Raw genomic sequence first — 17,193 nt, forward strand, 5'->3', positions numbered from 1 at the left:
CCCCCGCACGTCCTGGGCCGACGACCGCCCGTCGTGCGGCGTTCACCCCAGCGCCCGGCCGGCGACGCCCGGCAGGTCCACCGTCACCCGACGTGACCACGCAGACCTCCTCCCCTCCCCGCGCCGACGCGGGCGACCTCCTCCCCGGGCTCTCCCGCCGCAGCGTCCTGCTCGGGGGCGCCGCGGCCGCCGGTCTCGCCGGCCTGAGCCCCGCCGACGCCCGCGCCGCCGTGGGCGACCTCGTCTCCCGCGGCGGCGTCTTCGCCTTCGGCGTCGCGAGCGGCGATCCCACCGCCACCGAGGTGCTCCTCTGGACGCGCATCACGCCGGTGCCCCACGCCGTCCCCGGCAGCGGGCGCGGCCCCGCGCGCGACGTCCACTGGGAGGTCGCGGCCGACGAGGAGTTCACCGAGGTCGTCCAGCGCGGCCGGACGAGGACGAGCGCCGAGCGCGACCACACCGTCAAGGTCGTCGTCGGGGGGCTCACGCCCTACACGCGCTACTGGTACCGCTTCCGGGTCCGCCGCGACGTCTCGCCCGTCGGGCGCACGCAGACGTCGCCGGACGAGCCGGGCACGACCCACGCGCTGCGCCTGGCCTTCGCCTCGTGCAGCAACTACACGGGCGGCTACTTCACCGCCTACCGCGGCATCGCCCGGCGCGACGACCTCGACCTCGTCCTGCACCTCGGCGACTACGTCTACGAGTACGGCAACGAGCCCCGCCGGCCCGGCGTCCCCGGCTCCGGGGACCGCTACGGGCCGGACGCGCTGATCGGCGTCCGCGACCACGAGCCGGCCGTCGAGATGGTCTCGCTCGAGGACTACCGGGTGCGCCACGCGCTCTACAAGGCGGACCCGGACGCGCAGGCCGCGCACGCCCGGCACCCGTGGGTGGTGATCTTCGACGACCACGAGATCACGAACGACGCCTACGACACCGGCGCCGAGAACCACGAGGAGCAGGACGACCCGGGCACGCCCTACACCGGCCCGGGCCAGCCGGACGGCGTCCGCCCCGAGGGCGACTTCCTCGAGCGTCGCGCCCGCGCCTTCCAGGCCTACCTCGAGTGGATGCCGATCCGCGAGCCCGAGCACTGGGACCCCCAGCCGCACCAGGGGATCCAGTTCTTCCGCCGCTTCTCCTTCGGCGACCTGGCCGACCTGTCGGTGGTCGAGACCCGGCAGCACCGCAGCCAGCAGGTGCCGGCCGTGGTCGCCGGCGCCGTCAACCCCGCGCTCGCCGACCCCGACCGCCAGCTGCCGGAGCCCGAGCAGCTCGCGTGGCTGACGAGCGGGATCCGCGGGAGCGCGAAGGCCTGGCACCTCGTCGGCAACCAGACCGTCTTCGCCCGCGTCCTGTCCACCGGCGGGCCCGCGGGCGCCGTCTTCAACACCGACCAGTGGGACGGCTACCAGGCCGACCAGGCCGCCGTGCTGGCGGCGATGGACGACGCGCCGACCGCCGACGCCGTGGTGCTCACGGGCGACATCCACTCCTCGTGGGCGATCGACCTGCCGGTCGACCCCGGCGCCTACCGGACCGGGGACGACGCGGCGGGCGGCTCGTCCGCGGGCGTCGAGTTCGTCTGCCCGTCGGTGACCAGCAACGGCTTCCGGGAGATCCTCGGCAGCGCCGCCGCCGCGCAGCGCTCCACGGCGGCGTTCCAGGGCCGCAACCCCTGGATCCGCTACCTCGACGGCATCGGCCACGGGTTCGTCGTCCTGGACGTGACGCCCGAGCGCGTCCAGGCGGACTTCCACTTCATCCGCTCCGGCGGGGACAAGGGCTTCGACGTCGACCCGCGCCTGGACCCGGAGGCCACCACGGCGCACGAGACGTCCTACGTCACCCTGCGCGGCTCCCGGCGCGTCAGCGGGCCCGTCGCCGAGCTCGGCCCGCGCAGCGACGGGCCCCGGTCGGCGTCCCGCCGCTGAGGCGCGGGCGGGGGGGCGCCCGCGTCGTCCGACCGCGTCGGCGCCGCCCCTCGCGAGGACCGGCTCACGCCCTCTGGGGCGAGGCGGTCGGGGTCTCGCGGGGGGCGGGGACCTCGAGCGCGCCGGTCGCGCGCGCCCCGCCCCCCAGCACCCGTCGGACGTGGTCCGCCGCGGGCTCGGGCCGCCCGAACAGCCAGCCCTGCCCGTACCGGATGCCCAGGGCGAGGAGCGCGTCCCGCTGCGCGACGGTCTCCACCCCCTCCGCGAGGACGTCGAGGCCGAGCGTGCTCGCCATGGCGGTGATGCCGGCGACCACGGGCCGCCGGCCGCCGTCCACGGTCGTCGTCACCGCCCGGTCCAGCTTGAGCACCGCCACGGGGAAGCGCTGGAGGTAGTCCATCGAGGTGTAGCCGGTGCCGTAGTCGTCGAGGTGGACGTCGACGCCCGCCGCGACGAGCGCCTCGAGGTTGCCCGCCACGACGTCGTCGTCCGGGAGCTCCTGGTGCTCGGTGACCTCCACGTGCAGGAGGCCCGAGGGGATCCCGTGGTGCTCGAGGACGGCGACGACCCGGTCGGCGAGGTCGGGGTCCACCAGGCTGCCCCGGCTGAGGTTGACGCTCACCGGCACGGGCTCCAGGCCCTGCCCGCGCCACCGCGCGAGGTCGGCCGCCACCTCGCGCAGCACCGCCTCGTCGAGGCGCGCGTCCAGCCCGCCGGCCGACACGGCGCCGAGGAAGGCGTCGGGGAGCACCAGCCCGCGCTCGGGGTGGCGCCACCGCACCAGCGCCTCGGCGCCGACGACGCGGCCCGAGGCCAGCTCGACCAGCGGCTGGTAGTGCGCCTCCAGGGAGCCGACGCCGCCCTCGCCCGCCAAGAGGCGGCGCACGTCGACGCCCGTGCCGAGGCGGTCGGCCACCGCCGCCTGCAGGTCCGGCCGGAAGTCCGCGGACGTGTCGCGCCCCGCCGCCTTGGCCGCGTAGAGCGCCACGTCCGCGCGCGTGAGCAGCTGCGCCAGGGACGCGCCGTCCCCCGGCCGGGCCACGCCGACGCTGCCGCTGCTGCGCACGGCGAGGCCGTCCAGGTCCACGGGGCGGCGGAGCTCCTCGAGGACCCGCCGCACGACGTCCTCCGTGCGCCGCTCCTCGACGAGGAGGACGAACTCGTCGCCGCCGAGGCGCGCGACCACGCCCGCGCCGTCCGCCGCGAGGAGCAGGCGGTCGCGCACCACGAGCAGGAGGGCGTCCCGACGTCGTGGCCGTGGGCGTCGTTGACCTGCTTGAACTCGTCGACGTCGACGAGGAGCAGGCTGCGCGGGCCGCGGCCGGCCGCGAACGCGCCGGCGAGGCCGCGCCGGTTGAGCAGGTCCGTCAGGGCGTCGTGCTCGGCCAGGTGCTCGCTGCCGCGCAGGGCGGTGGACCCGCGCACCAGGCACAGCCCGGACATGACGGCGCCCGCGACGACGAAGACCCCGGTGGGCAGGCCGCCGGCCGGCGCCGTGGTGCCCACCCACCACAGCCCGACGGGCACGACCGCGAGGGGCAGCAGGCCGAGCAGGGCGACCGAGGAGCGGCGACGCCCCGCGAGCGCCTCCGACGTCAGCGCCGTCCGCACCGAGGGGTGCAGGAGCGCGGCGCTGAACAGGGCCATGCAGAGAACGCCCAGCGCCTGCGCCGGCTCTCCCGGGAGGGCGACGCGGTGCTCCGAGGCGATCCGCGAGGTGTCGTAGAGGGAGATGGCCAGGCCCGCCGCCATGAACAGGTGCGCGCTCGGCGTGAGGCCGCGGCGCGAGGCCGCGAACCGCAGCAGGACCCCGAGGATCGTCACGTTGACGCTGGGGACCACGACGGCCGCCACCTCGCCCCCCGCCACCGCCGGGACGGCCAGCGAGACGACCTGCGCCGCGGTGAGGCCGAGGACGACGGCGATGATGAGCACCTCGACGCGGCCGGAGCGCAGCCAGGAGCCGGCGCGCTCGGACCGCGGGGGGCGCGCCGGCCGGGAGCGGCGCTGGACGAGCCCCACCACCGCGGCGGCGGCCACCACCTGGCCGCACGAGAACACCGCCACGGCCGCCGTGTGCGACGCGGGGCCCAGCACGGTCGCGGACGGCAGCGCGAGCGCCGCGGCGAGCAGGGTCAGCATGACCAGGACGAGCCGCCAGGTCCCCGCGGCACGGGGTCGGTGCTGGCGCAGCCCCGCGACCGCCGCGGTGACGGCGACCGGGGCCGTGAGCAGCGTCAGCGGCTCCCGCAGGGCCGGGACCGCGAGGGCGAGCCCCGCGGCGCCCGCGCCCGCGGCCACGAGGGTCCAGGCCGCCGCGGCCCACCGGGGCGCTGCAGCACACCGGCGGCTCTCCACGCTGGCTCATCGGCCCGGCGGGCGTCGGACTTGAGCGCCCGCCGCACGCGTCCCGCGGACGGCCCCGCCCGGCACCTCGGCGCCCCGGCCGGGACCGCCCGTGACGACGCACCTCGGCGTCCTCGGCGTCTTCCTGCCGCCCCGAGCGCCGGGGGACGGCGAGAGGTCGCCGAGGTGCCGGGAGTCGCCCGGGGGCGTCAGGCCTGGGCGGCGTCCTGGTCCTGCGAGGGCCGCTGCACGTGCCCGAAGCGGTGGCGCGTGCGGCTGACGGCCTGCTCGCGGACCGCCGTGAGCAGCTCGCGGCGGCCGGCGGCCAGCGCCGGGCCGGTCACGAGGCTCGTGCCGGCCTCCGCGGCGCCCGCGGCGACCTCCGGCTCGAGGTCGCCGAGCACGCGCAGCCGCTCGCCGGCACCCAGGCGCGAGCCGAGCGCGGCGGCGTCCTCGACGACCACGCGCACCCGCGGCGCCGGGTGCGCCCCGGCGGCCGCGACGGCCCGCAGGTCCTCGGCCCCCGGCGCCGCGCTGAGGACCAGCGGCGTGCCGGTCCGGGCCGCGGCGAGGCGCACGCGGGCGACGTCGCGCGGCGTCGTCCCCGGCCCGCACCGGACCTGCAGGGAGGGCAGCGGCCGGTAGCGGAAGGTGTTCTCCTCCACCTCGAGCCCGGTGGCGTCGCGCTCGACGCCGATCTCCTGCGCCCAGGCCCGCTCGTCGGAGGAGGCCGCCGCGCGCAGCCACGCCGCGCCGTCCGCGCCGACCGCCGGCGCGGTGGCCGCGAGGACCGCCGCGACCTCGGCGGTGACGTCGGGCCCGCCGGACGTCGAGCCGGCGCTGCCCGGGAGGTCGGCGTCGGCCCACGTGCCCAGCTGGGCCACGTAGTTCGGTCCGCCGGCCTTGGCGCCGGCCCCGACGGCCGAGCCGTTCCAGCCGCCGAAGGACTGGCGCTCGACGATCGCGCCGGTGATGTGGCGGTTGACGTAGGCGTTGCCGACGGGCGCGATCTCGAGCCAGGCGTCCACCTCGGCGTCGTCGAGGGTGTGGATGCCGCCGGTGAGCCCGAAGCCGGTCTCGAGGGCGACCTGCGCGGCCTCCTCCAGGTCGCGCACCTCCATGATCCCCAGCACCGGGCCGAAGCACTCGGTCGTCGCGAACCAGGAGCCGCGCCGCACGCCCTCGCGGACGCCGGGCGACCACAGGCGACCGGTGTCGTCGAGCTGGCGCGGCTCGACGAGCCAGCGCTCACCGGGCTCGAGCGTCGTCAGCGCGCGGTGCAGGTCACCCGTCGGGGGCTCGATGACCGGGCCCATGACCGTCGAGAGGTCGGTGCCGACGCCGACGGGCAGCGAGCGGACGGCGTCCTCGAGCTGGCGGCGGAAGCGCTGCGAGCGAGCCACGCTGCCGACGGCGAGCACCAGGCTCGCGGCCGAGCACTTCTGGCCCGCGTGCCCGAAGGCGGAGCGGACGACGTCGGCGACGGCCAGGTCGATGTCGGCCGACGGCGTCACGACGAGCGCGTTCTTGCCGCTGGTCTCGGCGAGCAGGCGCAGGTCGGGCCGCCAGGAGCGGAACAGCCGCGCCGTCGCGGAGGCGCCCGTGAGCACGACCGCGTCGACGACGGGGTGCGTCACGAGCCGGCGCCCGGCGTCGGCCTCGTCGGTGCGCAGCAGCTGCAGCAGCCCCTCGGGGGCGCCCGCCTCGGCCAGCGCCTCCTGGATCGGCTCGAGCCCGACCTCGGAGCACCGCACCACCTGCGGCGCCGGCTTGATGACGACGCCGGCCCCCGCGGCCAGGCCGGCGAGCACCCCGCCCATCGGGATGGCCACGGGGAAGTTCCACGGCGGCGTCACGACGACGACGCGCGCGGGGGTGAACGTCGCGCCCTCCACCTGCTCGAGCTCGAGCGCGCTGCGCGCGTAGTAGCGGGCGAAGTCGACGGCCTCGGAGACCTCGGGGTCGGCCTCGGCGACGGTCTTGCCGGCCTCGTGCGCCATCACGGCGACGAGGTCCCCGCGGCGGGCGGCGAGCAGGTCGCCCGCGCGGCGCAGGACGGCGGCGCGCTCGGCCACCGGCGCGGCGGCCCACGCCTCGCCGGCCGCGCGGGCGCGCTCGACGGCGGCGTCGACCTCCGCCACGTCGGTGACGACGGGAGAGCGCACCGGGCCGGGCTCGCGGGCCAGCACCTGCTGCGCCCACACGCGGTTGGCGGGCAGGGAGGGGTCGGTGTCCGGCTCGCCGGAGAAGGCGAGCGCCTGGTCGGGGGCGTGCCCGGTGGTGCGCTCCCCCGGGCCGCCCTCCTGCGCCGCGGCCTCCTCGGCCAGCCGGTCCTGCGTGCGCTGCGGCGCGGCCCCGACCTCGAAGCGGCGGCGCACCGAGTCGCGGAAGCGCTGCTCCTGGTCCGCCAGCGGGGCGCCGCCGGCGGAGTCGGGCGCGAAGAGCGCGTAGAGGTAGTTCTGCGGGGCGGCGTTCTCCTCGAGGCGGCGCACGAGGTAGGAGACGGCGACGTCGAAGTCCTCGGCGTGCACGACGGGCGTGTAGAGGACGAGGCGGCCGGCGTCGGCGCGCACGGCGCGGGCCTGGGCGGGCGCCATCCCCTGCAGCATCTCGACGTCGAGGCCGTCCTCGGCGCCGCGGGCACGGGCGACCTCCACGGCCAGGGCGACGTCGGGCAGGTTGTGGCTGGCGACGCCGATGCGCACCGCGCGCGTCCGCTCCGGCGTCAGGGAGACGTCGAGGAGGCGCACGTAGTTCGCGTCCACGTCCTCCTTGGTCGTGTACGGCGCCTGCGGCCAGTCGTGCACCTGGGCGTCGACGTGCTCCATCGCGAGGTTGGCGCCCTTGACCAGGCGGACCTTGACGGGCGCGCCGCCGGCCTCGACGCGGGCCCGGGCGAAGTCGGTGATGCGCTCCAGCGCGGGCAGGGCGTCGGGCAGGTAGGCCTGCAGGACGATGCCGGCCTCGAGCCGCTCGAGCCCCGGGGTCGAGACGAGCTGCTCGAAGACGTCGATCGTCAGGTGGAGGTCCTTGTACTCCTCCATGTCCAGGTTGAGGAAGACGTGCGGCGAGCGCTCGGCCGCCGTGCGGTACAGCGGCAGCAGGCGCTCGACGAGGCGGTCGCGGCTGCCCTCGGGGTCCCACGGCACGAGCTGGGCGGCGACGGAGGACGCCTTGACCGAGACGTAGTCGACGTCCTCGCGCTCGACGAGGCGGCGCACCGCGGCCAGGCGGGTGTCGGCCTCCTCGGAGCCGAGCACGGCCTCGCCGAGCAGGTTGAGGTTGAGCTGGACGCCGTCGCGGCGGGCCTTCGCGAGGTGGCGGCCCAGCGGGCGGTCGTCGGCGTCGGCGACGAGGTGGCCGACGAGCTGGCGCAGGCGCACGCGGGCCAGCGGCATCGCGATGCGCGGCAGCAGGGGGGCGATGCGGGCCCCGGCGGCCATGAGCACGCGGTCGGGGACGGAGAGGAAGTCGGGCAGGTCGTCGCCGACCATCTCGCCGAGCGCCCGCGCCGCGACGGCGTCGTCCTCGGGCCGGGCGACCCGGTCGACGAAGTGCATCGTCATCTCGACGCCGCCCGGGTCGTGCACGAGCGAGGCGAGGCGCTCGGTGGCCTTCTTCTCGTCGGCGGCCTGCGGGCCCTTGGTCGCGTCGACCCAGCGCTGGGCGCGCTCGAGGGCGGCGGGCACGCAGCGCTCGACGACGTCGTCCAGCGGGGCGGTGGGCACCGAGGCGACCCAGCGGTCCCACGCCTCGCGCTGCTGCGCGACGTCCCGGCGGACGGACGGACGGACGGGCTCGGCGGCGGCCGTGCGCGGCGCGGGGTCGGCGATCGTCATGGCGACAGCGTGCGGCCCGGGGCGGGAGGGCGTCTTGTACGTTCGCGACTCCCATGACGAGCCCTGCCGACCACGACGGGCCCGGCGGCGGCGGTGGCCGCCCGGACGGGCCGCCCGAGACGTCGCCGACCGAGGGGCGTCCGGCCGAGGGGCGTCTGCCCGAGGGGCGTCCGGCCGAGGGGCGTCCGGCCGAGGGGCGTCCGGCCGAGGGGCGTCTGCCCGGGGGCTGGCCGGCGGAGGCGCTCGCGCCCGCGCTGCTGGACCTGCTGGGCGAGGCGTCCGACGTCATGTTCTGCGCCAAGGGCGCCGACGGCCGCTACACCGCCGTCAACGACGCCTTCGTGCGCCGCACGGGCGAGCGCTCGCGGCGCGACGTCGTCGGCCGGACGGCGCGCGAGCTCTTCGTGCCGCAGCTGGCCGAGCGCTACGAGGACCAGGACGCCGGCGTGCTGCGCACCGGCGAGCCGCTGCGCCACGAGCTCGAGCTCATCCGCCGCGAGGGCGGCTCCCCCGGCTGGTACCTGACGACGAAGCTCCCCGTCCGCGGCCGCGACGGCGTGGTGCACGGGCTCGTGAGCATCAGCCAGGACCTGCGGGCCGCGGACGACGCCGACCCGACCCTCACGGGGCTCTCGCGCGTCGTCGAGCTCGTGCACGCGCGGCTCGCCGACCCCCTCCGGACGGCCGAGATGGCCGCCGCCGCGGGCTGCTCGGTGCCCGTGCTGGAGCGGCGGGTGAAGAAGGTGTTCGGCCTGTCCCCCCGTCAGCTGGTCCTGCGCGCCCGCATCGACCGGGCCGCCGACCTGCTCACGACCACCGACGTGCCCCTGGCCGACGTCGCCGCCGCCTGCGGCTTCTACGACCAGCCGTCCTTCACCCGCCAGTTCGCGCGCCTTGCCGGGGAGACGCCGGGCCAGTTCCGGCGCCGCGGCCGCGAGGGCGCCGGCTGACCAGGGCCGGCCGCAGCCGCTCGCCGGACCGGGCGCCCACCGCCTGCGCGTCAGTCGCCCAGCGGGTCGTTCCCCCAGTTCATGAGCGAGTAGCGCCACTTCGAGTGCTCGACGTCGCTCTTCGGCTCCTGCGCCCGGTGGCGGTGCACGTAGCCGACGACCTTGCGCATGTGCGCGACGTCGTCCTCGGTGAGGTCGTCCTTCTTCGTGCGCAGGATCTCGACGATGCGCCGCCCGCTCTCGTGCCCCGTGGACTCGCCCTTCCCGCCGGTGTCGCCCACGGACTGCGACTCGTCGGTCTCGAGCCACTCCTCGAGCTGCTTCGGCGTCATCGTGACCGCGTCCTGCCAGTCGTCCCACACGTCGTCGAGGCCCTCGGCCCGCTGCGTCGCCATGCCCAGCACCCTGCGCCAGCCCGGCCGGACCGGCACCTCGGGCGCTCGCGAGCCGGTCCCGCGGACCGGCGTCGCGCGGGCGCCTGCGCACGGGGAGGACGAAGCCCCGCCCCGGGAGGAGGCCGGGCCCGTGACCTGCGGCGACGCCCTGGACAACAGACTTCGTCCTCCCCGTCTGCGGCTACGGGCGCGGCGCGTACATGATCACCGCGACGCCGACGACGCAGAGGGCCGCCCCGACGACGTCCGTGACCGTGGGCCGGAAGCCGTCGAGCGCCACTCCCCACAGCAGCGACCCGACGACGAAGACGCCCCCGTACGCGGCGAGCACCCGCCCGAAGTCGGCGTCCGGCTGCAGCGTCGCGACGAAGCCGTAGGCGCCGAGCGCCATCACGCCGACACCGGCCCACCACCACGGCCGCCCCTCGCGCACGGCCTGCCAGACGAGCCAGGCGCCCCCGATCTCGGCGAGCGCCGCGAGCGCGAACAGGGGGACGGAGCGCAGGACGGTCATGGCGGCAGCCTCCCCGACCGGCGCGCTCACGACGGCGGGTCGGCGACGACTCACGCTCCAGCCGCGCGCCCCCACGGGAAGCAGACGCCTGCTTCGCGTCAGGGGGACCACCGAAGGGCGAACGGGCACCGACTCGCCCTGAGGGGGCGCAGACGGCGCCGCGCACAGCGCTCGGCGGGGAGCGCAGCAGTCCCTACGGTGCCCGTCGTGGACGCGCGCTCGACCGACGACCGACCCGGCCTCCCCCACGAGGTCCTCGCCAACCGGCGGAACTGGGACGAGCGGGTGCCCATCCACCTCGTCGGCTACGGCACCGACGCCTTCGTGGCCGACCCGGAGCGCCTGTCCGACGTCGCCCGCGAGGACCTGGCGCTCATGGCGCCGCACCTGCCCGGCGGCTCGCTCGCGGGGCTGGACCTGCTGCACCTGCAGTGCCACCTCGGCACGGACACGCTGTCCTTCGCCCGGCTCGGCGCCCGCGTCACCGGCGTCGACCTCTCCCCCGCCGCCGTCGACGCGGCGCGCGACCTCGCCCGGCGAGCCGGCCTGGGGGCGACCTTCGTCGAGTCCGAGGTCACGGCGACGCAGGACGTCGTCGCCGAGCGGTTCGACGTCGTGCACACCGGCATCGGCGCGCTGTGCTGGCTGCCCGACCTCGACGCCTGGGCCCGCACCGTCGCGACGATGCTGCGCCCCGGCGGGCTCTTCTTCGTCCGCGACGGCCACCCGGTGCTCGCCTCGCTGGACGACGAGCGCGACGACGGCCGGCTCGTCCTCGCGCGCTCCTACTTCGCCGGTCCTCCCCTGCGCTGGGACGACGACGTCAGCTACGTCAACCAGGAGGTGCGGATCCGGAGCGCCGAGACCTACGAGTGGCACCACCCGCTGTCGGAGGTCGTCGGCGCGCTGCTCGGCGCCGGCCTGCGCCTGACCTCGCTCGGCGAGCAGACGACGCTGCCGTGGAAGGCGCTGCCGTCCATGGTCGAGGAGGCCACCGAGCACGGGACGGCGTGGGTCCTGCCCGAGGGCCGCGAGCGCCTGCCGCTGACCTTCTCGCTCACCGCCGTCAAGGACGCCTGAGCGGGGCGCCGAGGTCCAGCCCGGAGGTCCTCAGCGCCCGCCCCGCGGCGAGGGAGACATCGCCCGCGAACCCCACCGCGACGGCGCGGACCCCGTCGAGGGGGTCGCCGACCCCGCCGGAGGCCGGCGGCTGACCACGGCCGCGGGAAGAAGCCACGCTCCTCGAGCGCTCGAGCGACCCTGGGCGCCGACCGTCGGCGCGGGAGCGGAGCGCACCATGTCGATCGTCGTCACCGGAGCCACGGGCCACCTCGGCCACCTCGTCGTCGAGGAGCTGCTCGACCGCGGGGTCCCCGCTGACCATTTGCTCGCCACCGGCCGCCGCGTCGAGCGCCTCGAGGACCTCGCCGCGCGCGGCGTGCGCACCGCGGTCGTCGACCACGACGACGTCACCACGCTGGACGCCGCGCTCCAGCCCGGCGACACGGTGCTCCTGGTCTCCGGCTCGGTGCCCGGCGCCCGCGTGGACCAGCACCGCGCGGTCATCGGCGCCGCCACGCGCGCGCAGGTCGGCGCGCTCGTCTACACCTCTGCGACCCGCGCCGACGACACCCCGCTCGTGCTCGCGCCCGACCACGCCGAGACCGAGGCGGCGCTGCGCGCCAGCGGCCTGCCCGTCGTCGTCCTGCGCAACAACTGGTACACGGAGAACTACGCGCAGGACCTGCAGCGCGCCCGCGAGACCGGCGTGCTGGCCGCCGGCGCCGGCGACGGCCGGGTCGCCAGCGCCACCCGGCGCGACTACGCCGCCGCGACGGCCGCCGTCCTCGCCGACCCGACCGAGCACGTCGGCCGCACCTACGAGCTCGGCGGCGACGTCGCGTGGACCTACGACGAGCTGGCCGCCGCCATGGGCGAGGTCCTGGGCCGCGAGGTCGCCTACCAGCGCCCGTCGCCCGAGGAGCAGACGGCGGCGCTGCAGGAGGCGGGCCTGGACGAGGGCACCGCCGGCTTCGTCGTCGCCCTCGACGGCAGCATCGCCGCCGGAGCGCTCGACGTCACGACGGGCGACCTCTCCCGCCTCGCCGGCCGCCCGAGCACGCCGCTCGTCGAGGGCCTGCGCCCGCTCGCCGCCGCCTGAGCCGAGCGCCGAGCCGGCGCGGAGGGCGCGCCGCCGGGTTCAGCCCGCCGAGCCCGACCTCCGCGCTGAGCGCTCGGGGGTCAGGTCCCGTGCGCCGGCCTGCGCCTGCAGGGCCAGCTCGACGGCCTTGAAGGCGTGCTCCTGGGTCATCGCGTCCTCGGTGCGCCGGAGGCAGTCGAGCACGAGCTGGCCGAAGAAGGGGTAGCCCACCTCGCCGAAGAGCCGGAAGTGCGTCTCCTGCTGGCCGTTGGCGAGGAACAGGTGGCCCGGCCCGTCCTGGGTGCCGAGGTTCATGTACTTGCGCTGCTCGATGAACCCCTCGGTGCCGAGGATGAACGTGCGCCCGTCGCCCCAGGTCTGCAGCCCGTCGGGGGTGAACCAGTCGCAGCGGAAGTAGCCGGTGGCGCCGGTGCTCGTGACCAGGTTGGCGTCGCCGAAGTCGTCCAGCTCGGGGTGGTCGGGATGCGCGTAGTTCGCGATCTGGCTGTTCACCACCTCGGCGTCGGTGGCACCGGTGTAGTGCAGGATCTGGTCGACGTTGTGGCTGCCGATGTCGGTCAGGATGCCGCCGTACCTGGCCTTCTCGAAGAACCACGCCGGCCTGCTCGGGGCGTTGAGCCGGTGGGGGCCGAAGCCGACGACCTGCAGGACCCGCCCGATCGCCCCCTGGTCGATGAGCTGCCCCGCGAAGACGGCCGTCTCGACGTGGACGCGCTCCGAGTAGTAGACGGCGTACTTGCGGCCGGTCCGCGCGACCGCCTCCCGGGCGGCGGCGAGCTGCTCGAGCGTGGTCAGCGGGGCCTTGTCGGTGAAGTAGTCCTTGCCCGCCTCCATCACCCGGAGGCCGAGGGCGCACCGCTCGCTGGTGACCGCCGCCCCGGCGACGAGCTGGACCTCGGGGTCGTCGAGGACCTCCTCCTCGCTGCGCGCGACCCGCACGTCGGGGAAGCGCTCGCGGAAGCGGGCGATCTTGTCGGGGTCCGGGTCGTGCACCCACTTGAGCGTGGCCCCGGCACCCGTGAGCCCCTCGCACATGCCGTAGACGTGCCCGTGGTCGAGACCGATCGCGGCGAAGACGAACTCGCCGTCCTCGACGACGGGGTCCGGGAGCGGGGCCGGTGCGTAGGTCCCGCCGTCTGACGCGCTCATCAGAGCATCTCCTCCTCGTGGTCGGGGCTGCCGCTGCCGGCCGCGGCGCCGGGGACGCTGATGCTCCCGGCGAGCTCCGCGACGGAGGCGGACTTGGTGAAGAACCGGGGCGCGCGCTCGACCAGCGTCCCGGGCAGGGCGTACGGGTCGTCGGCGGCCAGCGGCAGGTCGACGCCGCGGCGCTCGATGCCCGCCTGGTAGATCGCCGTGATGAGCTCGATCGTCCGGCGCCCGTCGTGCCCGTCGACGGCGGGGCGACGCCCGGTCTCGATCGCGGTCAGGACGTCCTCGACCTGCCCCTCGTGCCCGGTGTGCGCCAGCGGTTCGTGGGAGTCGGCCAGCGCGCGCAGCCGCTCCACCAGGTCGGCGCCGCCGCCGGGGGCGGGGAAGCCGTTGGGCTGGGCGACGGAGGCGAGGACCTCACCGCCCAGGCTGACGCTCGCCTCCCGGCCCTGCACCACGACCTCCTGGCGCTCGCCGTGGTCGACCACGGAGCTCGTCACGGTCGCCAGCGCGCGCTCGTAGGCGAGGACGGCGACCGAGAGGTCCTCGACCTCGGCGTTCTCGTGCGCGGCGTTCGTCATCACGGCCGTCACCGACTGCGGCGCACCCAGCAGCCACAGCAGCAGGTCGACGTGGTGCACGGCGTGGTTGAGGGTGCAGCCGCCGCCCTCCTGCTCCCAGGTGCCGCGCCACGACAGGTCGTAGTAGCTCAGGCCCCGCCACCAGGCCGAGTCCACCTGGACCCGGGACACCGGCCCGGCGAGCCCTGAGTCGACGAGGGCCTTCAGCCGCACCACGTCGTCGCGGAAGCGGTTCTGCGCCACCGACGAGAACATCGCCCCGCCCCTCTCCTCGGCGCGCAGGATGGCGTCGCACGCGGCCAGCGACGGCGCCATGGGCTTCTCGCAGAGGACGTGGACCCCTGCCTCGAGCAGGTCGACGCTGATCCGCTCGTGGGTCGCCGGCGGCGTGCACACGCTGGCCAGGTCCACCTCCTCCTGCGCCAGCAGCTCCTCGTGCGTGGCGTGCACCGCGGCCTGCTCGAGGCCGAGCTCGCGACGTCGCGACTCCGCCCGCTCCGGGACGGCGTCGACGAGGGCGACGACGGAGCAGCGGTCCGCGAAGCTCTGGTAGGCACGCAGGTGGGACGGCGAGATGTTGCCGGCCCCGATGACGGCGACTCTGATCACGGGTGGTCTCCTCTGCGGCGTCGAGGGGCTCTCGACTGGTCGGCGCGGCGACGAGGCGGAGGTGCGCCGGCGGCCCCTCGGCGTCGTCGCAGGGCCGTGCTCGACGAGCACCTCCTCGGCGAGGGCTGCGGAGACGCGGGGCGGGAGCCCCTCGTCGCAGGACTGATACGTATCGGTGCTGCGCCCGCGTAGCCTCCCCGGGTCACCCAGGCGGTGTCAAGGACGACGGCACCGCCACCCGCTCGACCGCAGCCGCCCCGCAGCGCTGCCCCGGAGGACGCGCGCCATGCCGCACCGAGCCACCAGCCGGGACGTCGCACGTCTGGCGGGCGTCGCCCAGTCCACCGTGTCGTACGTGCTCACGGGGAAGGGCTCGATCTCGGCGGAGACGCGCGCACGGGTGCTCCGCGCCGCCGAGGAGCTCGGGTACACGCCCGACCTGGCCGCGCGCTCGATGCGCACCCGGCGCACCGGACGGCTGGCCGTGGTGATGGGCATCCCGACCTCCGACCCGGTCGAGATGCTCACCGGGGCGGCCTCCGTGGCGAGGGCCGGCGGCTACACCATGGAGGTGCACGGCGTCGACGGCTCCCCCGCAGAGCGGACCGAGCAGCTGCTCGAGCTCGCCAGGTCCGGGCAGTACGAGGGGATCGTGGCCTTCGCGCCCGTGCACCCGACCGGCGAGCTGAGCACGCCCGAAGGCATCCCGGTGGTGGCGACCGCGGACTTCGACGAGGAGATGCACGCCGCCGGCGACCTGGCCGACGCGTCCCCCGTGACGGCGCTCGTCGACCGGCTGGCGGCGCTGGGGCACCGGCGCTTCCTGCACGTCGCCGGCTCGGCGGACTACGCCTCCGCGCGGGGGCGCGAGCGGGCCTACCTGGCCGCGCTCGAGCAGCGCGGCCTCGAGTCCCTCGGCGTGGCCGGCGGCGAGTGGACCGGCGAGGCCGGGGTCGAGGCGGTCCGCGCGCTCGCCGACGACGCCCCGCCGCTGGCGGTCATCGCGGCCAACGACCTCATCGCGGTCGGCGTCATGCGCGGCGCGGCGGAGCGCGGGTGGTCGGTCCCGGGCGACGTCAGCGTCACCGGGTGGGACGACTACGAGGTGGGCGCCTACCTGTCGCCCTCGCTGACGACCGTCGCCGGTGATCGGCGGGAGCTGGGCCGACGAGCGATGCGGCGCCTCCTCGCGGCGCTGGCCGGCGAGGCGCCTCCCCTCGACCCTACCCCGCTCAACCGGATCGTCTGGCGGGAGTCGACCGCCGCCCCGGTCAGCACCCGGGACGACCGCGCGCCGGACGGGACGTCGGGCCCACCGCGCTCGTAGCGGTGGGCGGACGGCGGTGGTGGCGCTCGGCGCGCCCTGGGCCGGCGCCGCGCCGACGTCAGGTCTGCGAGGCCGACGGGCCTCTCGACCGGTCCCCGCGCCGCGCCCACGCCTCGACGTCCGTGCGCACGGGCAGCCCGGACTCCGCGGCCTCGGTGATCGCCAGGCCCACCAGGTGGTCCTGGCAGGCCTCGGCCAGCGGGTACGGAGGGGCGCCCCGCCCACGGGCCCAGGTCCCGGTGGCGTCGAGCAGGGACGCCACGGCGATCTCCTCGTCGGACAGCCGCGCCCCGCGGTACGGGTTGCGGTAGACGACCTCGCCGTCGAAGGCGATGTGGTCCAGGTCCAGCACCTCGAAGTCCCGGTGCGCCCCGGTCTGCCGGCGCACGAGGCTCGACTCCACGACCGTCGCCGGCCCGAGCACCCGGACCACGCGCTCGTCCACCACCTCGCCGCGCGTGGCGCGCACGACGACCCGCGTGGACCGCAGGGGGTTGCGCGTCTGGGTCTCGGTGAAGTCGTAGAGCCCCGTGCCCGTCCCGAAGTCGATGGTGGCGACGGTCGTGCGCAGCGGTCGCAGCTCCACCCGCTCCGCCCACCCCGCGCGGGAGAGCGGGTCGGCCAGGAGGGACTCGGTGCTGACGGCACGCACCTCGGTCGGCGCGCACCCGGCGCCCAGAGCCCCTCGCAGCAGCGAGACGGCGTGGTAGAGCTGGGTCATCGAGACCTGCGCGGACGTCACGTCACCGAGGGAGCCGGCGCGCAGGACCGCGGTGCGGGCGGCGTTCATGGGCTGCAGGGGGTACTGCTCCGCGACCTGCACGAGCCCGCTCTCCCCGACGCGCGACCACAGCTCGCGCAGACCCGCGGCGTCGGGGGCCGGTGGCGTCTCGGAGAGGACGGGCACGCCCCGCTCCACCAGGTCCTCCACCGCACGGACGTTGACGTCCCAGGGCAGGGCGGTGACCACGACGTCGGGACGCTCGCCGACGAGGTCGCCGATGCCCGCGAAGGCCGGCACGCCCCATCGCGAGGCCACCTCGTCCCGGCGCTGCGCGGACCGGGAGACCACTCCGACCACCGCGAACCGCTCCGGCAGGCGCCTGGCGAGGTCGAGGAGGAGCCCGGCCCGGAAGCCGCTGCCGACCACCCCGAGACGAAGGGGCGCGTCCGGGGCCAGGGGCTCGCGACCGGCTGGCGGGAGCTCGGTGGGCATGGGGAGCCTCCTCCTCGACGACTGGGCGGGCACCGTACGCGCCGCGGTCCCCGGTGCGGGCGTCCCGGTCGAGGGGACGGCACCGAGGAGCGCTCTAGCTGTACCCGGCCATCACGTTGGTGACAGGCGGCTGACGGGCGGGAGCCCTCCGAGTGCGCTGTGGCGG

General features: G+C 76.5%; 12 protein-coding genes and 1 pseudogene. 5 read left to right on the forward strand and 8 right to left on the reverse strand.

What is annotated here, in order from left to right:
• The first annotated feature begins 92 nt into the window (after nt 1–92).
• Nucleotides 93–1,937, forward strand: a complete 1,845-nt coding sequence (locus tag Q0848_RS07335) for an alkaline phosphatase (RefSeq protein ID WP_299036430.1) — start codon at nt 93–95, stop codon at nt 1,935–1,937.
• Between the two features lie 64 nt (nt 1,938–2,001).
• Here the strand turns inward: Q0848_RS07335 and Q0848_RS07340 are convergent, their stop codons facing one another.
• The 3 genes and pseudogenes from Q0848_RS07340 to Q0848_RS07350 all read right to left on the reverse strand — a co-directional run bounded on the left by Q0848_RS07340 (nt 2,002) and on the right by Q0848_RS07350 (nt 8,122).
• Nucleotides 2,002–2,853: an EAL domain-containing protein gene (locus Q0848_RS07340; protein WP_299036448.1), complete on the reverse strand. Its 852-nt coding sequence runs from the start codon at nt 2,851–2,853 to the stop codon at nt 2,002–2,004.
• Nucleotides 2,854–2,895: 42 nt separating this feature from the next.
• Nucleotides 2,896–4,079 (reverse strand): annotated as a pseudogene (locus tag Q0848_RS19025) (GGDEF domain-containing protein); the annotation flags it as partial.
• Nucleotides 4,080–4,492: 413 nt separating this feature from the next.
• Nucleotides 4,493–8,122 carry a bifunctional proline dehydrogenase/L-glutamate gamma-semialdehyde dehydrogenase gene (locus tag Q0848_RS07350; protein ID WP_299036431.1) on the reverse strand — a complete coding sequence of 1,210 codons (3,630 nt, stop codon included), beginning with the start codon at nt 8,120–8,122 and terminating at the stop codon, nt 4,493–4,495.
• Nucleotides 8,123–8,175: 53 nt separating this feature from the next.
• Between Q0848_RS07350 and Q0848_RS07355 the strand changes: the two genes are divergently transcribed.
• Nucleotides 8,176–9,072 carry an AraC family transcriptional regulator gene (locus Q0848_RS07355; protein ID WP_299036432.1) on the forward strand — a complete coding sequence of 299 codons (897 nt, stop codon included), beginning with the start codon at nt 8,176–8,178 and terminating at the stop codon, nt 9,070–9,072.
• A gap of 50 nt (nt 9,073–9,122) precedes the next feature.
• On the opposite strand, the gene Q0848_RS07360 is transcribed toward Q0848_RS07355, so the two are convergent.
• A complete protein-coding gene (locus tag Q0848_RS07360; protein ID WP_299036433.1) occupies nt 9,123–9,467 on the reverse strand; it encodes a DUF3140 domain-containing protein in 345 nt (114 codons plus the stop codon).
• Between the two features lie 181 nt (nt 9,468–9,648).
• Nucleotides 9,649–9,981 (reverse strand): YnfA family protein, encoded by a 333-nt coding sequence (locus Q0848_RS07365; RefSeq protein ID WP_299036434.1) that lies wholly within the window; start codon nt 9,979–9,981, stop codon nt 9,649–9,651.
• A 207-nt stretch (nt 9,982–10,188) separates the two neighbouring features.
• Between Q0848_RS07365 and Q0848_RS07370 the strand changes: the two genes are divergently transcribed.
• Nucleotides 10,189–11,061 carry a bifunctional 2-polyprenyl-6-hydroxyphenol methylase/3-demethylubiquinol 3-O-methyltransferase UbiG gene (locus tag Q0848_RS07370; protein WP_299036435.1) on the forward strand — a complete coding sequence of 291 codons (873 nt, stop codon included), beginning with the start codon at nt 10,189–10,191 and terminating at the stop codon, nt 11,059–11,061.
• A gap of 217 nt (nt 11,062–11,278) precedes the next feature.
• Nucleotides 11,279–12,142: an SDR family oxidoreductase gene (locus Q0848_RS07375; RefSeq protein ID WP_299036436.1), complete on the forward strand. Its 864-nt coding sequence runs from the start codon at nt 11,279–11,281 to the stop codon at nt 12,140–12,142.
• Nucleotides 12,143–12,181: 39 nt separating this feature from the next.
• On the opposite strand, the gene Q0848_RS07380 is transcribed toward Q0848_RS07375, so the two are convergent.
• On the reverse strand, nt 12,182–13,291 hold the full coding sequence (locus Q0848_RS07380; protein ID WP_299036437.1) for a Gfo/Idh/MocA family protein: 1,110 nt from the start codon (nt 13,289–13,291) through the stop codon (nt 12,182–12,184).
• Complete coding sequence (locus Q0848_RS07385; protein ID WP_299036438.1) at nt 13,291–14,484, reverse strand: Gfo/Idh/MocA family protein; 1,194 nt, start codon at nt 14,482–14,484, stop codon at nt 13,291–13,293. The genes Q0848_RS07380 and Q0848_RS07385 overlap by 1 nt, the downstream gene beginning before the upstream one ends.
• Before the next feature lie 286 nt (nt 14,485–14,770).
• On the opposite strand from Q0848_RS07385, the gene Q0848_RS07390 reads away from it, so the two are divergent.
• The gene (locus Q0848_RS07390) at nt 14,771–15,811 is read left to right on the forward strand and encodes a LacI family DNA-binding transcriptional regulator (RefSeq protein ID WP_299036439.1); all 1,041 of its coding nucleotides are present in this window, start codon (nt 14,771–14,773) and stop codon (nt 15,809–15,811) included.
• Between the two features lie 58 nt (nt 15,812–15,869).
• On the opposite strand, the gene Q0848_RS07395 is transcribed toward Q0848_RS07390, so the two are convergent.
• Entirely contained in the window at nt 15,870–17,027 is a 1,158-nt protein-coding gene (locus Q0848_RS07395) for a Gfo/Idh/MocA family protein (protein WP_299036440.1), read from the reverse strand.
• Between the last annotated feature and the right edge of the window lie 166 nt (nt 17,028–17,193).

Origin of the sequence: uncultured Pseudokineococcus sp. (genome assembly GCF_947495735.1) — a bacterium.
Classification (GTDB): Bacteria; Actinomycetota; Actinomycetes; order Actinomycetales; family Quadrisphaeraceae; genus Pseudokineococcus.

What these genes read in the sequence shown, in the direction of transcription:
- Q0848_RS07350 (WP_299036431.1), bottom strand. Translation starts at nt 8,122, where the DNA reads ATGACGATCGCCGACCCCGCGCCGCGCACGGCCGCCGCCGAGCCCGTC.
- Q0848_RS07355 (WP_299036432.1), top strand. Translation starts at nt 8,176, where the DNA reads ATGACGAGCCCTGCCGACCACGACGGGCCCGGCGGCGGCGGTGGCCGC.
- Q0848_RS07360 (WP_299036433.1), bottom strand. Translation starts at nt 9,467, where the DNA reads ATGGCGACGCAGCGGGCCGAGGGCCTCGACGACGTGTGGGACGACTGG.
- Q0848_RS07365 (WP_299036434.1), bottom strand. Translation starts at nt 9,981, where the DNA reads ATGACCGTCCTGCGCTCCGTCCCCCTGTTCGCGCTCGCGGCGCTCGCC.
- Q0848_RS07375 (WP_299036436.1), top strand. Translation starts at nt 11,279, where the DNA reads ATGTCGATCGTCGTCACCGGAGCCACGGGCCACCTCGGCCACCTCGTC.
- Q0848_RS07380 (WP_299036437.1), bottom strand. Translation starts at nt 13,291, where the DNA reads ATGAGCGCGTCAGACGGCGGGACCTACGCACCGGCCCCGCTCCCGGAC.
- Q0848_RS07390 (WP_299036439.1), top strand. Translation starts at nt 14,771, where the DNA reads ATGCCGCACCGAGCCACCAGCCGGGACGTCGCACGTCTGGCGGGCGTC.
- Q0848_RS07395 (WP_299036440.1), bottom strand. Translation starts at nt 17,027, where the DNA reads ATGCCCACCGAGCTCCCGCCAGCCGGTCGCGAGCCCCTGGCCCCGGAC.